This window comes from Leucothrix mucor DSM 2157 (assembly GCF_000419525.1).
GTDB lineage: Bacteria > Pseudomonadota > Gammaproteobacteria > Thiotrichales > Thiotrichaceae > Leucothrix > Leucothrix mucor.
On record NZ_ATTE01000001.1, the window covers coordinates 660,253 to 674,648 of the forward strand.

At 47.7% G+C, this 14,396-nt stretch carries 15 protein-coding genes; 11 read left to right on the forward strand and 4 right to left on the reverse strand.

The window, feature by feature from the left end; translation table 11 throughout:
- The 7 genes from rlmD (at window position 1) to kdsB (ending at window position 6,371) form a co-directional block, all read left to right on the forward strand.
- The gene (gene rlmD / locus LEUMU_RS0102835; protein ID WP_022950768.1) at window positions 1-1,329 is read left to right on the forward strand and encodes a 23S rRNA (uracil(1939)-C(5))-methyltransferase RlmD; all 1,329 of its coding nucleotides are present in this window, start codon (window positions 1-3) and stop codon (window positions 1,327-1,329) included.
- Window positions 1,330-1,502: 173 nt separating this feature from the next.
- The gene (locus tag LEUMU_RS0102840) at window positions 1,503-2,213 is read left to right on the forward strand and encodes a MotA/TolQ/ExbB proton channel family protein (RefSeq protein ID WP_022950769.1); all 711 of its coding nucleotides are present in this window, start codon (window positions 1,503-1,505) and stop codon (window positions 2,211-2,213) included.
- On the forward strand, window positions 2,210-2,632 hold the full coding sequence (locus LEUMU_RS0102845; protein ID WP_022950770.1) for an ExbD/TolR family protein: 423 nt from the start codon (window positions 2,210-2,212) through the stop codon (window positions 2,630-2,632). Before LEUMU_RS0102840 ends, LEUMU_RS0102845 begins: the two co-directional genes overlap by 4 nt.
- Before the next feature lie 23 nt (window positions 2,633-2,655).
- A complete protein-coding gene (gene msbA, locus LEUMU_RS0102850; protein ID WP_022950771.1) occupies window positions 2,656-4,416 on the forward strand; it encodes a lipid A export permease/ATP-binding protein MsbA in 1,761 nt (586 codons plus the stop codon).
- The gene (gene lpxK / locus LEUMU_RS0102855) at window positions 4,406-5,431 is read left to right on the forward strand and encodes a tetraacyldisaccharide 4'-kinase (protein ID WP_022950772.1); all 1,026 of its coding nucleotides are present in this window, start codon (window positions 4,406-4,408) and stop codon (window positions 5,429-5,431) included. Before msbA ends, lpxK begins: the two co-directional genes overlap by 11 nt.
- A 5-nt stretch (window positions 5,432-5,436) precedes the next feature.
- The gene (locus LEUMU_RS0102860; protein WP_026744432.1) at window positions 5,437-5,622 is read left to right on the forward strand and encodes a Trm112 family protein; all 186 of its coding nucleotides are present in this window, start codon (window positions 5,437-5,439) and stop codon (window positions 5,620-5,622) included.
- Entirely contained in the window at window positions 5,619-6,371 is a 753-nt protein-coding gene (gene kdsB, locus LEUMU_RS0102865) for a 3-deoxy-manno-octulosonate cytidylyltransferase (protein ID WP_022950774.1), read from the forward strand. The genes LEUMU_RS0102860 and kdsB overlap by 4 nt, the downstream gene beginning before the upstream one ends.
- 20 nt (window positions 6,372-6,391) lie before the next feature.
- On the opposite strand, the gene purN is transcribed toward kdsB, so the two are convergent.
- Window positions 6,392-7,036 carry a phosphoribosylglycinamide formyltransferase gene (gene purN / locus LEUMU_RS0102870; RefSeq protein ID WP_022950775.1) on the reverse strand — a complete coding sequence of 215 codons (645 nt, stop codon included), beginning with the start codon at window positions 7,034-7,036 and terminating at the stop codon, window positions 6,392-6,394.
- Window positions 7,037-7,039: 3 nt separating this feature from the next.
- Window positions 7,040-8,086, reverse strand: a complete 1,047-nt coding sequence (gene purM / locus LEUMU_RS0102875; protein ID WP_022950776.1) for a phosphoribosylformylglycinamidine cyclo-ligase — start codon at window positions 8,084-8,086, stop codon at window positions 7,040-7,042.
- 115 nt (window positions 8,087-8,201) lie between these two features.
- On the opposite strand from purM, the gene recQ reads away from it, so the two are divergent.
- Window positions 8,202-10,316 carry a DNA helicase RecQ gene (recQ, locus tag LEUMU_RS0102880; RefSeq protein WP_022950777.1) on the forward strand — a complete coding sequence of 705 codons (2,115 nt, stop codon included), beginning with the start codon at window positions 8,202-8,204 and terminating at the stop codon, window positions 10,314-10,316.
- An 81-nt stretch (window positions 10,317-10,397) separates the two neighbouring features.
- Here recQ and LEUMU_RS0102885 read toward each other — a convergent pair whose 3' ends face one another.
- Window positions 10,398-10,976 (reverse strand): YceI family protein, encoded by a 579-nt coding sequence (locus LEUMU_RS0102885; RefSeq protein WP_022950778.1) that lies wholly within the window; start codon window positions 10,974-10,976, stop codon window positions 10,398-10,400.
- A 5-nt stretch (window positions 10,977-10,981) separates the two neighbouring features.
- Window positions 10,982-11,491, reverse strand: coding sequence for a cytochrome b (locus LEUMU_RS0102890; protein WP_211223007.1), 510 nt, complete (start codon window positions 11,489-11,491; stop codon window positions 10,982-10,984).
- Window positions 11,492-11,627: 136 nt separating this feature from the next.
- Here LEUMU_RS0102890 and LEUMU_RS0102895 point away from each other — a divergent pair, with 136 nt between their 5' ends.
- From LEUMU_RS0102895 to LEUMU_RS0102905, 3 genes are all read left to right on the forward strand, one after another.
- A complete protein-coding gene (locus LEUMU_RS0102895; protein WP_022950780.1) occupies window positions 11,628-12,554 on the forward strand; it encodes a LysR family transcriptional regulator in 927 nt (308 codons plus the stop codon).
- Window positions 12,554-13,513 (forward strand): ribonuclease T2 family protein, encoded by a 960-nt coding sequence (locus LEUMU_RS0102900; protein WP_022950781.1) that lies wholly within the window; start codon window positions 12,554-12,556, stop codon window positions 13,511-13,513. The genes LEUMU_RS0102895 and LEUMU_RS0102900 overlap by 1 nt, the downstream gene beginning before the upstream one ends.
- 167 nt (window positions 13,514-13,680) lie before the next feature.
- Window positions 13,681-14,382 carry an arginyltransferase gene (locus tag LEUMU_RS0102905; protein ID WP_022950782.1) on the forward strand — a complete coding sequence of 234 codons (702 nt, stop codon included), beginning with the start codon at window positions 13,681-13,683 and terminating at the stop codon, window positions 14,380-14,382.
- The last annotated feature ends 14 nt before the right edge of the window (window positions 14,383-14,396 follow it).

The window sequence follows — 14,396 nt, forward strand, 5'->3', positions numbered from 1 at the left end:
ATGGCAAAACGTAGGCCACCGCGCCCACCTCAGACTCCGGTTGAGGCAGTAATTGAATCCCTGAGTCTTGAAGGCAAAGGTATCACACACATTGATGGTAAAGCTGTTTTTGTAGGTGGTGCGCTGCCCGGTGAAAAGGTAGTTTTTACCTATACCGCGATTAACCGTAAGTTCGACGAAGGCTACGTATCTGAGGTGCTTGAGGCATCGCCAGAGCGCGTTGAGCCGGGGTGTCCGCATTTTCAGATCTGTGGTGGCTGTAGTATGCAGCACTTGGACGTTGAAAAGCAGATTCACCATAAGCAGCAGGCGATGCTGGATGCGCTGAAGCATATCGGTAAAGTCATTCCGGAAACGGTGTTTGACCCGATGGTGGGAGATCTGTGGGGATATCGCCGTAAAGCCCGTTTGGGTGTGCGTTATGTGCGCAAAAAAGAAAAGGTACTGGTTGGCTTCCGTGAGCGTGCTGGTCGTTTTCTGGCAGATATTGATGCTTGCCGCGTGTTGCATCCATCCGTTGGTGAAAAGCTGCCGGAGCTGCAGGCTCTGATTGTTCAGATGGATGCTAGAGAGACGATTCCACAAATTGAAGTGGCAGTTGGGGATAATGCTACGGCGCTAGTATTCCGTCATCTGGAGCCATTATCGGACAAAGATCAGCAATTGCTGTTGGAGTTTGCCAAAGTGCACGACTTCCAGATGTACTTGCAGCCTAAAGGTCCTACGACTGTTCACTGCATTTGGCCTGAAAACCCCGAGCTGTTTTACGAGCATCCGGAGTTTGAGACTAAAGTTAAGTTTGGTCCGCAGGATTTCTTCCAAGTTAATAGCAGTATTAATCGCCAGATGGTGCCACGCGCTGTGGAATTGTTGGAGCTGGATGGTACTCAGAAGGTTATGGACTTGTTCTGTGGTCTGGGTAACTTCACATTGCCGATTGCCCGTAATGCAGCCGAAGTGGTTGGGGTTGAGGGTGACTCTGTGATGGTGCAACGTGCTAAGCAAACCGCATTGGATAATGGCATTAGCAATACCAATTACTTTACCTTCGATCTTACGGCGGATGTTAAGCACGAGCCTTGGATGAAGCAGAAGTATGATCGCATTCTGCTAGATCCGCCACGTTCGGGTGCTAAAGAAGTGATTGAGCATTTTGGTAAGCTGGGTGCCAAGCGCATCGTGTATGTCTCCTGTCACCCGGGGACGCTGGCACGTGATGCCGGTGAGTTAGTGCACACACACGGTTATCGCTTGGAAGGCGCTGGTGTAATGGATATGTTCCCGCACACGGCGCATGTTGAGTCGATTGCTGTGTTTGTTCGTGACTAATATTCAGCGTGGGTTTTGATTTTATAGCCTTTAATAGGCTCGGGGCGTTATTGTATAATAACGTAGGTCACAGCAAGCGGGATGCGTTGCTGTGACAGGGGACGCCGATTTGCCATGAAGGACTAAGGCATCGGGTTTGAGCGAGCTTATTATAAAAAAATTAAAGGCCAGATATGTTTGAATATATTACTGCGGGTGGATTCTTAATGATCCCGATCGTGCTGTGCTCTGTAGCGGCAACAGCAATTGTTATTGCGTTATTTCTGAAATTAAGTAAGAAAAAAGTTATGCCAGAAGGCGTAGCGGATATGGCAGGCAAGTTAGCCCTGTCAGGCAAAATGACATCGGCACACATTAATCAGATCCGCGAAGGCTCTTTGATGGGTAGAGTGTTGGCCGCCGGTTTGGACAGTGCGGATCAACCTCGCCACATCATGAAAACCAATATCGAAGAAACCGGTCGCCATGTGATCCATGAAATGGATAAGTACATGACGACACTCGGCACCATTGCGGCAATTGCGCCGTTACTGGGTTTGCTAGGTACGGTTGTTGGTATGATTAGCGTGTTTAGTGTGATCACTAGCCAAGGTGTAGGTAATCCTACAGAATTGGCTGGCGGTATTTCACAGGCACTGATTACAACGGCTGCAGGTATTTCCGTGGCGGTTCCTGCATTGATTTTCCACCGTTTTTTCCGCGCTAAGATCACAGATCTGGCGGTTGAGATGGAAAAATCAGCGATGAAGCTGGTTGAGACTGTCGGTACTGTTGGCGCTAAGCGTCCTGCAGCGGCGGCACAGGCTGCGGCTCATAGCTCTCAAAAAGCGATGGCTGCAGTCAGAGCGGCGCAGCAAAATAAAGCGGCAGGTGGGGTAGCATGAACTTTACCCAACATGTTCCCGATGAGGTGGAGGTTAATCTAACCCCGCTTATCGACGTGGTCTTTTTGTTGCTGATCTTTTTTATGATCACAACCACCTTTGACCGTAATGCTAAGATTAAAATCGAACTGCCGACCACTCAAAGCGCTGCTGTTGAAGTGCAAAATGAGACCATGGAGCTGTTAATTGATGGCCGTGGCACTTATTATCTGGATGGACAGGAAGTGTTGAACAACAAGCCGGAGACATTATTCCAAGCTTTAAGTCAGGCACTTGATAGCCGTGGTTCTAATCCACCGTTGGTGATTAGTGCTGATGCAAATGCTAATTATCAGTCTGTCGTTACTGCAATGGATATTGCCGGACGCTTGGGGATTACTAACTTCTCAATGGCAACCGCTCAGGCAGCCAGAAAGTAGACTGAACAGAACAGGACTTCTCATTGAGTAATACAAATACAGCCCCGACCAAGCCGGGCGGGGTTGAAATTTATAAGCGCCTTGCCGGTTACTCACTGAAGCACTGGCGATATTTGTTACTGGCCCTAGTCGGCCTGATCATCAATGCGCTGACTCAGCCCATGTTTGCTGCTTACCTCCAGCCCTTGCTGGATGGCACTTTCATGGAGAAAGATCCTGAAATTATCGAATGGGCGCCTTATGCGCTACTCCTGATTTTCTTATTACGAGGCGTCTCCGGCTTCCTGTCAGGCTATTTTATGGCTTGGGTAGGGCGCAAAGTGGTGACAGAGCTTCGTGAGCAATTATTCTCCCGACTGATTCATTTGCCCGTTAGCTATTATGACCGGACAAACTCTGGTCAGATGGTGACGCGCTTAATCTATCATGTAGAGCAAGTTGCCTCTGCAGCCACTGGCGGTTTGACGGTGTTGGTGCAAGATACGGCTAGTATTATTGGTTTGTTGGCACTGATGTTTTATTACAGCTGGGAACTCACGCTGGTTGTATTGCTCACAGGCCCTTTAATTGCTCTTATCATTCGTTTTGTTTCTAAGCGCTTCCGCCGTTTCAGTCATCAGATTCAGGAATCTACTGGCGAAGTCACACAGATCAGTAGTGAAGTGATCCAAGCTACTCGCGAAGTGCGTATCTTTGGTGCGACCGACTTTGAAAAAGATCGCTTTGCTGAAGTGAATGAGCGTAATCGCCGTTCCTTTATGAAACGTATTTTAACCGAGCGTCTGAGTATGCCGCTGGTTCACTTTATTGTGGCCGTTGCATTGTCTATCGTTATTATTATCGCAACTCGCGGCGACTTGCTAGAGCGTTTTACGCCCGGTGCTTTCATGTCGTTTATGGCAGCGATGATGCTGCTATTCGATCCACTCAAGCGTTTAACCAGTGTTAGCTCAGTACTGCAAGCTGGTATTGCCGCTGGTGAGAGCATTTTTGAAGTGATTGATGCGGAGGTTGAAAAAGACACTGGTACTCATCAGGCCTCAAGAGTCCGCGGCGAGATGACTTTTGATCGTGTGTCTTTCAGTTATGAAGGTACGGAGTCGATCTTAAGAGATATTAGTTTTAACGTAAAAGCCGGTGAGAAAGTGGCACTGGTTGGAAAGTCCGGAAGTGGTAAAACGACGTTAGTTAATCTGCTGCCACGTTTCTACGACCTTCAAGGCGGTAAAATCCTGTTAGATGACGTATCGCTGCAAGACTATCAGTTAGCGAATTTACGTCAGCAGTTTGCCTATGTAGGCCAAAACATCACACTGTTTAATGATTCGGTTCGTAATAATATTGCTTATGGCGTACTGCGCAATGCAAGTGATGAGCGCATTCTTGCGGCTGCCAAAGCGGCACATGCGCTGGAGTTTATCGAGAAACTACCACAGGGTTTAGATACTGAAATCGGTGAAAACGGCACCTTATTATCTGGTGGTCAAAAACAGCGTTTAGCTATTGCGCGAGCAATTTTGGCGGATACACCTGTGCTGATTTTGGATGAAGCCACTTCGGCTTTGGATACGCAATCTGAGCGCTATATTCAGGATGCACTGAATACCTTGTTAAGTGGTCGCACGACATTCATGATCGCGCATCGCTTAAGCACCATTGAGCAAGCCGATAAAATCTTGGTCATGGATCAGGGACGAATTGTCGAAGCCGGTACTCATAAAGCGTTGCTAGAAAAGAATGGAGTGTATGCCGCACTTCAGCATTTACAGACTGATGGCCAATAACACGCACCCTTCAACTTCCACTAAACCAAGCAATACCAGCCGCTTACAACGTATCTTAGAAAGTATTTGGTACGAGGGCGCGGCGGGCGCTTGGCTGCTCTGGCCGCTAGAAGCTTTATTCCGATTGGCTGCTAAGTGGAACCGCTCTAAGCAATTATCCAAGCAAATTCCCCATCCAGTTCCTATAATTATCGTAGGTAATATCAGTGTTGGTGGGACTGGCAAAACACCGATGGTGATTTATCTGGTTGAGCTGCTGAAATCAGCAGGCTATTCGCCGGGTATTATTACGCGTGGTTACGGTGGCAAAGCGACGCAGTGGCCAGCCGAAGTGACACCTAGCGCCAATCCTGCTTTATATGGCGATGAGCCCGTGCTTATGGCGCGTCGTGCAGATGTTCCGGTTATTGCCGGCCCAGAGCGAAATGAAAGTGTTGATTTAATGCTCCAGACACATTCCGTGGATATTATTATCAGCGATGATGGCTTGCAGCATTATCGACTCAAGCGCGATATTGAAATTGTATTAATTGATGCGGTACGTGGCTTAGGTAATAAGCATTGCTTACCCGCAGGGCCATTGCGTGAACCGGCTTCCCGGCTTGATGAATGTGATTTTGTGGTGATGCATGAAGCAGAGCCACGCGCTGAATTGAGTATGCAATTGGCAACGGGTGATTTATACAACTTGAAAACTGGCGCTCAGCAACCATTATCGATTTACAAGGGAATGACGGTGCATGCGGTGACTGGCATTGGAAATCCACCACGCTTTTTCCGTATGTTGCGAGTTTTTGGTTTGACGGTTATTGAACATGCTTTTCCCGATCATCACCGGTTCAGCTTGGCTGATATAGAATTCGCCGACGAAATTCCAGTGCTGATGACCGAGAAAGATGCGGTTAAATGCAAAGCGTTTGCTACCGAAGCCCATTGGGTGGTTCCAGTGACAGCGACAGTGAGCTCTGTTTTTGGTGAACGGCTGTTGGCCAAACTTAAAGTATTGGAGTCGTAATGTTAATGAATAGCAAGCTATTAGATATACTAGTTTGCCCGGTTACTAAGGGTAAATTAAAATACGATAAAAAGAACCAAGAGCTTATTTCCCGCTCGGCACGGCTTGCCTACCCCATTATTGAGGGTAAGCCGATCATGTTGGAAAGCGAAGCTCGTGTGTTGACTCAGGATGAAATCGACAATAAATGAAAACAATACTCGTAATACCCGCACGCTATAATTCAACCCGTTTACCGGGCAAGCCATTACTCAGTATCGCCGGCAAGCCGATGATCCAGCGCGTGCATGAATGTGCGCAGCAGGCAGGCTTTGATAACATCATTATCGCGACTGATGACGAGCGCATCGCTGAAGTTTGTGCGTCGTTCTCCGCTGATGTGTGCATGACCAATGAAGCCCATGAGACGGGCAGTGATCGCTTGTCTGAAGTGGTGGCTTTACGTGGTTTTGATGATGACGACATTCTGGTGAATTTGCAGGGCGATGAGCCATTGACACCATCGGTCAATTTACATCAGGTTGCGCAGAATCTTGTAGATCACCCTGAAGCAATGATTGCCACCTTGTGTACGCCTATCGTGGATGTGGAAGACTTTACCAACCCTAACGTCGTGAAAGTGGTCACTGATAATGCGGGTATGGCGATGTATTTCTCGCGTGCCTCAATCCCTTACCAGCGTGATCCAAGCCTGGATGTCACCGATTTTGCATTCCGTCATATTGGGATTTACGCGTATCGCGCCAAATACTTACGTGATTTTGTGAAAATGGAAAGTTGTCAGCTAGAGCAGCTTGAAAAATTAGAGCAGCTGCGCGCGATGTGGTACGGCACACGTATTCACGTTGATGTGGCTAAAGAAATTCCGGGCGCGGGTGTTGATACAGCCGAAGATTTGGCTGCTGTAGAGAATGTATTCCTAAAGCGGTTAGCTTCTTAATAAGCCAACCGCTTCAGTATTTAGTCTTGTTGGTCGATAATCACTGGTTGGTCTAATACTTCACCATCCAAAAGCGCCTGATTGTTTTGATACGTCAGGCGTTTTTGTGCAAACCATGTCACTACTTCCGGATAAATCACGTGTTCGATTTTATGAACGCGCTGCTGCAACGCTTCTTCAGTATCATCCGCCAATACCGGCACACGGCCTTGTAAAATCACTGCGCCAGAATCCAACTGAGCCGTTACATAATGCACACTTGCACCGTGATGACTAACACCATCTTCTAGCGCTCGCTGGTGTGTATGCAGGCCTTTGTAGGCTGGCAGTAGAGCAGGGTGGATGTTGATCATGCGGCCAGTGTAGTGCGTGACAAACGCCGTACTCAGAATGCGCATAAAACCTGCCAGCACAATCAGATCAGGCTGATAGGGATCAATCTCCTTAATCATCGCCTGATCAAATTGCTCTCGGGAATCAAACTGCTTGTGATCAATCACCCGCGTTTCAATTCCCGCATCCGCTGCTCGCGTTAAGCCATAAGCATCAGCGCGATTACTGAGTACTAGCTCAATCTTCGCGTCCAATTTATCTTTGGTAATGCGATCCATAATCGCCTGCAGGTTACTACCGCTACCGGAGATTAATACAACAATTGACAGCATTGCTTAGACGTACTCTACATATGGCGTTTCAGTCTCAGCAGAAGCGATACGACCAATCTTCCAGCTAGTGATTTGCTGCAGTTTGAAGCTATTAATCACTTCATCTGCTTGCTCTTCACTGACGACCAATACCATGCCGATACCGCAGTTAAAGGTACGCAGCATTTCCATGTCTTCGATATTGCCGTTTTCCTGCAACCAGTTGAAGATTTCAGGACGTTCCCAGCTGCTTAGGTCGATTTCGGCTTTGCAGTTGCCCGGCAATACGCGAGGTAGGTTTTCAGTTAAACCACCACCGGTAATGTGAGCCAGTGCACGAATATCAAACTGCTTTAATGCTTGTAGCAATGGCTTCACGTAAATAGTGGTCGGAGCCAGTAATACGTCGCCTAAAGTCTCACCTGCTTCACCAAATGGCTGATCCAAGGATGCGCCACTGACTTCAATCACTTTGCGAATTAGCGAGTAGCCATTGGAGTGTGGTCCGCTAGACGCCATTCCAATCAGCACATTGCCATGAGCCACTGAGCTTTGATCAATGATCAATTCACGCTCAACGACGCCAACACTGAAGCCCGCCAGATCAAAATCACCTTCGCGATAGATGCCCGGCATTTCAGCAGTCTCGCCACCAATTAAGGCTGCACCTGCTTGCTCACAACCATCCGCGATGCCTTTGATAACATTTTCCGCATCATCATTATCCAACTTACCGGTGGCATAATAATCAAGGAAGAATAGTGGCTCGGCACCTGTCACGATAATGTCATTCACACACATCGCCACCAGATCAACACCAATGGTGTCGAAGCGCTTCATATCAATGGCCAGCTTCAGCTTAGTGCCGACGCCATCAGTACCAGAGACCAGTACGGGGTCTTTGTAGCGGTTCGGAATCGACATCAAAGCACCGAATCCACCGATATTACCGAGGACTTCAGGACGCTTTGTGCGCTTTGCATGGGGTTTAATGCGATCAATTAATGCATTGCCGGTTTCAATACTAACGCCGGCGTCCTGATACGTCAGGGAAGGTTTTTTGTCGTCCATTGGAGCGAAGATCCTTGCGAACCGTTAAAAACGTGAATTCTATCATGTTTTAATTCAATTACGATGTGCGATGTGCTTTTATTGGCAGCCTCATGGATTGGCTATAGGTTTGAATATGTCGCGCGCACTGGAAATTCTTAACACCACATTTGGTTATCCGCAGTTTCGGCATAATCAGGCGGCGATTATTGATTCAGTGATTGCGGGAGAGGATGCCTTTGTTCTAATGCCAACCGGTGGTGGTAAGTCACTGTGCTATCAGATTCCCGCATTGGTACGTGATGGCGTTGGCATTGTGGTGTCACCATTGATTGCCTTGATGCAAGATCAGGTCGATGCACTCACTCAGTTAGGTGTGCGAGCCGCATTTTTAAACTCGACATTGAGCGCAGAAGAACGCCAGCAAGTGGAATCTGCATTGCGCCGCCAAGAGCTCGATTTTCTGTATGTTGCTCCCGAGCGCTTGTGTAATGACTACACCTTGCAGATGCTTAGCCAATGCACAATTTCCTTATTTGCGGTCGATGAGGCGCATTGTGTCTCGCAATGGGGGCATGATTTCCGGCCGGAGTATCAGCAACTCTCGATGCTTGCCGAGCGCTTTCCGGATATTCCCCGCATTGCATTAACCGCCACAGCAGATCAACGAACCCGTCAGGAAATTATTGCTCAGCTGCAGTTAGAGCAAGCGGGCGTGTTTGTTAATAGTTTTGATCGACCCAATATCCGCTATGAGCTGTCCGATGCACAAAACTCACGTGACCGTTTGTGGCGCTTCATCCAGCAAAATCACCCGAAAGATGCGGGTATTGTTTACTGCCTATCCCGCAAAAAAGTGGAATCCACCGCCGAATGGCTCAGTAATAAAGGCTGTATTGCGCTGCCATATCATGCGGGACTAAGCCCTGAATTACGCCAGCACACCCAAGCGCGCTTTCTGCGTGAAGAAGGTGTGATTATTGTCGCGACCATTGCCTTTGGAATGGGCATTGATAAACCAGATGTGCGCTTTGTCGCACACTTAAGTTTGCCCAAAAACATCGAAGCCTATTATCAGGAAACCGGACGTGCCGGACGCGATGGCACACCCGCCAATGCTTGGATGAGTTATGGCTTGCAGGATGTGATTACCCTGCGCCAAATGATGGAAGAAAGTACCGGCAGTGAAGATCATAAACGCGTTACCCAGCACAAGCTCGAAGCAATGTTGGCCTTGTGTGAGACGGTCAGCTGTCGGCGTCAGGCAATTCTTGGTTACTTTGGCGAGACCATGGATCAGCCTTGTGGTAACTGTGATAACTGCCTGAATCCGCCGGAAACTTGGGATGCGACTGTTGATGCGCAAAAAGCCTTATCAGCGGTTTATCGCTCCGGCCAAAGTTTTGGCGTGGCCTATGTCACGGATATTTTGCTGGGTAAAGAGGATGACCGTATTCAACGCAATGGCCATGACAAGTTAGCTGTATTTGGCTTAGGCAAGGACCACAGTATTCCGTATTGGCGTAGCCTGTTCCGTCAGATGATTGCGCAAGGTCATTTGCACATTAATATGGAACGTTATGGCGCATTACAGCTGACAGAAAAAGCGCGGCCTTTATTGCGTGGCGAAGTCAAACTACAGGCCCGCAAACTGGCGACGCCGGTACTGGCTAAATCGGGTAGTCGCTTAAAAGATCGTGCGATTTTAAGTCCGGAAGCCGAAACCTTATTGAGCGCGCTTAAAGTCTTGCGCATGACATTAGCCAAAGAGCAGGGTGTGCCGCCATACGTTATTTTCCATGACAAGACTTTGGAGGAGATGGCTGAGCGCCGGCCGCAAACCGAAACCGAATTCCGTTATATCAGTGGTGTAGGGGAGTCCAAGCTCGATCGTTACGGGCATGATTTCATCGAGCTGATTTGCAAGCACGCAGACGATAGTCCATCCGTTGCGCCTGACTCGCCGGATGCTACCTTGGCGATGTTAAAGCAGGGAATGAATGTTGAGCAAATTGCCAAACAACGCCAAATGGTTGCCGCAACGATTTATGAAGATTTAGCCGGTGCTATTCGTGCTGGTAAAATCTCAATTGAGCAGGCAACGGATTTAGATGAAGAAGATATTGAAGAAATTCGTGAAGCGGCCAGCAAGTTACCGAACCGTTCTGAGGGTGCTGTCAAAGAGCTTTACAACAATTTAGGCGGCACTTGGAGCTTTGGTATTTTGCGATGTGTACTGGCTGGCATCTAAGCGTAAATAGCGAGCGGCCAAAATAAAAAAAAGGCCACGTTCTATCAAAAACGTGGCCTCTTCACTGCAGGGAACTTGTAATTACTTCACTTTAACCGCTTCGATATATAACGTCAGATCAACGTTCTTAGAGGCAGGGCCTAAGTTGAAGTCAATGCCATAGTCAGCCATTGCGATGCTTGTCGTACCTTTAAAACCAATACGCTCGCCGCCCCATGGATCTTTTCCAGAACCGCTTAGGGTCACATCGATAGTTACTGGCTTAGTCACGCCGTTTACTGTCAAATCACCTTCAAGCACCGCTTTACCTTCAGACGGGTCAAACTTGGTGCTTTTGAAAGTGGCTTCCGGAAACTTGTCAGCATTCAGGAAGTCGCCACCACGTAAGTGCTTATCGCGCTCTGCGTGGTTAGAATCAACGCTTTGCGTTTTAATGATTACGTTAGCGCTAGACTCTTCTGGCTTGTCCGCGTCATAGCTGATGGTGCCTTCAAATTCATTGAAGCGGCCAACAACCCAGCCGTACCCTAAATGACTCACACTGAAGTTGATAGCCGCATGAGCGCCTTCATTATCAATAGTGTAATCGGCAGCAGAAACATTTGCAGCAAATGGAAGCGCAGTGGCTAAAAGAGCCGTCGAAAGTAATTTTTTCATCATTTTTGTTACCAGGGTTTCATCTTAATTAAAGTAGAATCTTTATCAATAACGTGGTGTTTGATCGCCGCGCCAGCATGAGCCGCCGCCAATACAATCAAACCCCAAGCCAAGTAAAAATGTGCAGCACCCGCCAAGTCCGCTGTATCAGTCGACAAGGTTAGTAGTGCAGGTACCTCAAACCAGCCAAAGAACTCAATGCCTTTGCCCTCTGAGGTGGAAATTAAATAACCACTACTCGCAATCAGTAGTATAAGTAAATACAGTAAAACATGCATTTTGGATGCAATTTTTATTTCCCATGCCTTGTGGCTGGCTAATGGCGCGGGTCTTGTATTGCTCAGTCTCCAAATAACACGCAACACTAGTAGCATGATAACAACCAGGCCGATGCTCTTATGCCACCACGGTAGGATATGATATAAGCTGTCGTAATAGCCCAAATCAGTCATGTATAGGCCAACGCCAAACAGTCCAATCAGGAGCGCGGCCATAATCCAGTGCAACGATTTACTCATTACACCATAGGCTGTCTGAGTGTCCTTAATCAATGCGATTGTCCTTTGAGTTTAAAGAGAAATACTATGCGTACATCAGGCTATGATAACCGGATCGTAGAGATAGACAATTAGAAAATATTGCTGGTGAGGTTCGATGAATTCGAATTATAAAATTGATCTGGATAGTTTAAGAGTCATCGAAGCCATTGTTGATCAGGGTAGCTTCAGCGGGGCTGCTTTGGCATTGCACCGCGTACCCTCGACTATATCCTACACGGTTTCCAAACTTGAAAATTCATTTAATGTTAAATTTTTTGAACGCGAAAAACATGGCGTTAAACTAACTGAAGCTGGCCGTGAACTGGTGCGTCACAGTAAGCATATTTTGCAGATTGCGGCGGATGCTGAAAAGTCCATTGAGCGGATTGCAACCGGCTGGGAGTCGGAACTGAGTATTGCCTTGGGCGACCTGATCAACCCCAATGCACTGATGCCGTTATTAGATAATTTATTTAAGCTATCGCCCCAGATGCAAGTACGAGTGAGTACCGAAGTACTCAATGGCATGTGGGATAGTTTGGCGGCTAATCGGGCCGATTTAATTATCGGCGTGGATGACACCATTCCCTCCACCATGTCCGGAATTTCTACCGCAGAGCTTGGGTATTATGAGTTTGTTTTTGCGGTGGCAGCGAACCATCCCTTGGCTACCGCGACTGAACCATTGTCCCATGATGACATCAAACCTTATCGGGTGATTGCGGTATCCGATACCTCACGCAGTATTCCCCATCGTTCCATTGGCTTGCTGGAGGGGCAGTCAGTGCTGAGTGTGCCGACGCATCAGATGAAGCTGGAAGCGCAACGTTTGGGCTTAGGGGTTGGGACGGTGTCCCGAAAAATGGTCCAACCTTATTTGGACGATGGGCAAATGGTTGTGAAAGCCACCGAGCTTTCCGGTGACCGGCCTTATGGCGTTATTTACGCTTGGAAAAATCATCATAAAGGGGAGGGATTGAAGTGGTTGTTGCAACAACTGGCTTCTCCCGAAATTCAACAACAATTATTGGATGTAGGTTAATGAAAAAAACTCTGATTAAACTTCTATCGGGCTTGGTGATTATCGGGCTGAATTCCTTACCCGCCAGTGCTAGTGAGCCATTATCAGGCGTGTTTGTAGCAAAACAGGCTTGCCCTGCGTTTCGCTCGATCCGTAAGCAAACCAATCCGGATCAGGTCATGCTTCGTGTGGGGGAAAGTTACACGGTACGGGCTAAGAACAAAGTCGCAGCGACTCACTATTTAATTGAGATTCCCGGTGTTACGTCACCACAGCGTTGGGTTGAGGTGAGTTGCGGAAGTGTTAATGGCCAGCAAGTTGCTGTACCGGCTGCCCGTAAGCAATCCAATGATTATTTATTAGCACTTAGCTGGCAGCCCGGCTTTTGTGCCACGCATAGTGCGAAAACGGAATGTGCGCGTGCCTCAAATAATGAGTTCTCAGCATCGCACTTGGCACTACATGGCTTATGGCCTCAGCCGCGTAATAATAGTTATTGCGGGGTGAGTGAGACGCATAAAAGTATTGATCGTCGCGGCCGTTGGGACTTATTGCCAGCCTTGCCATTAACGACTGAGACCAAAAAAGAACTAAGCAAAGTAATGCCGGGTTATGCCTCGTATTTACAGCGTCATGAGTGGATTAAACACGGTACTTGCTATCACAATGATGCCAATGTCTATTATATGGACTCATTGCGGGTGACTCGCGAGTTGAATCAAAGTCCGGTATCCAAACTGTTTGCTTCTAAAGTGGGCAGCACAGTTTCCTTAAAAGAAATCCGTTCGGTATTTGCGAAAACTTATGGGGATAAAGCCGCTGCCAGAGTGGGTTTACGTTGTGGTCGTAAAAATCAAGTCACGGAAATTTGGGTAGCCTTGCGAGGTGATATCCGTGGTGGCGCAGCCGTTTCTGAGCTATTGCAAACCGGTGATTCCCCCCAATCAAACTGCCAATCCGGATCGGTGGTTGCCTATTAAAGGCCGTTTATGACTCTGGTCGGGTGGTGGTATTTTTGCACTGCCATCGATCAGGGTTTATATTGATAGAAGCTGAGCGCCCGATTAACCTACGAATCCGGATAAGGCTCCCCCTAGCGCCCAGTCTAGGTTATCGATTGTGTCCAATATTAAGGTAAAGCGTTTTTATGGATTTTTCAAAGCCCTTGAAAATTTACCCCACTGCTATGCATGCTTGCTCATATTTGCCGGGAGAAATTGCGCGTAATGCTGTGATTGACCCTGATTTCGCAATGAATATGAGCGTGTATGATTACATGATTAAATCGGGCTTTCGACGCAGTGGTAATCAGGTTTACCGACCGTATTGTCAGGACTGCAAAGCGTGTGTGACCACGCGTATCGAAGTAGAAAAGTTTACCCCAGACCGTAGCCAGCGCCGTAACTTTAAGCATAATCAGGATTTACGGGTAGGGGTCAATAATGAAGGTTTTAAACCAGAATATGCTGAGCTCTATGAGCGTTATTTAAAGTCCCGCCACGAAGATACCGAAACCGATGGCGTGCAAGATTTCCTCACAGCGACTTGGTGCGATACCTTATTTATTGAGTTTTATGACCAAGCAGAGCTGATTGGCGTTGCCGCTGTTGATAAATTGGCATCCGGCCTGTCAGCGGTGTATACCTTCTTTGATCCTGAGCAGGGTAGTCGGCGCGGTATCGGTGTATTCGCGTTAATTTGGCAAATTCACTACGCTCGTGAGATTGGCTTGCAGTATGTGTATCCGGGGTATTGGATTAAAGACTGTAATAAAATGAATTACAAAACCCGTTACCAGCCGCTAGAAGGCTTGGTGAATGGGACTTGGCAAGCACTGCCAAAAGCATAAAATAAAGCGGGCTT

Excerpts from the sequence above, each read along its gene's own strand:
- rlmD (WP_022950768.1), top strand. The coding sequence starts at position 1 with ATGGCAAAACGTAGGCCACCGCGCCCACCTCAGACTCCGGTTGAGGCA.
- LEUMU_RS0102840 (WP_022950769.1), top strand. The coding sequence starts at position 1,503 with ATGTTTGAATATATTACTGCGGGTGGATTCTTAATGATCCCGATCGTG.
- LEUMU_RS0102845 (WP_022950770.1), top strand. The coding sequence starts at position 2,210 with ATGAACTTTACCCAACATGTTCCCGATGAGGTGGAGGTTAATCTAACC.
- lpxK (WP_022950772.1), top strand. The coding sequence starts at position 4,406 with ATGGCCAATAACACGCACCCTTCAACTTCCACTAAACCAAGCAATACC.
- LEUMU_RS0102860 (WP_026744432.1), top strand. The coding sequence starts at position 5,437 with ATGAATAGCAAGCTATTAGATATACTAGTTTGCCCGGTTACTAAGGGT.
- kdsB (WP_022950774.1), top strand. The coding sequence starts at position 5,619 with ATGAAAACAATACTCGTAATACCCGCACGCTATAATTCAACCCGTTTA.
- purN (WP_022950775.1), bottom strand. The coding sequence starts at position 7,036 with ATGCTGTCAATTGTTGTATTAATCTCCGGTAGCGGTAGTAACCTGCAG.
- purM (WP_022950776.1), bottom strand. The coding sequence starts at position 8,086 with ATGGACGACAAAAAACCTTCCCTGACGTATCAGGACGCCGGCGTTAGT.
- recQ (WP_022950777.1), top strand. The coding sequence starts at position 8,202 with ATGTCGCGCGCACTGGAAATTCTTAACACCACATTTGGTTATCCGCAG.
- LEUMU_RS0102885 (WP_022950778.1), bottom strand. The coding sequence starts at position 10,976 with ATGATGAAAAAATTACTTTCGACGGCTCTTTTAGCCACTGCGCTTCCA.
- LEUMU_RS0102890 (WP_211223007.1), bottom strand. The coding sequence starts at position 11,491 with ATGAGTAAATCGTTGCACTGGATTATGGCCGCGCTCCTGATTGGACTG.
- LEUMU_RS0102895 (WP_022950780.1), top strand. The coding sequence starts at position 11,628 with ATGAATTCGAATTATAAAATTGATCTGGATAGTTTAAGAGTCATCGAA.
- LEUMU_RS0102900 (WP_022950781.1), top strand. The coding sequence starts at position 12,554 with ATGAAAAAAACTCTGATTAAACTTCTATCGGGCTTGGTGATTATCGGG.
- LEUMU_RS0102905 (WP_022950782.1), top strand. The coding sequence starts at position 13,681 with ATGGATTTTTCAAAGCCCTTGAAAATTTACCCCACTGCTATGCATGCT.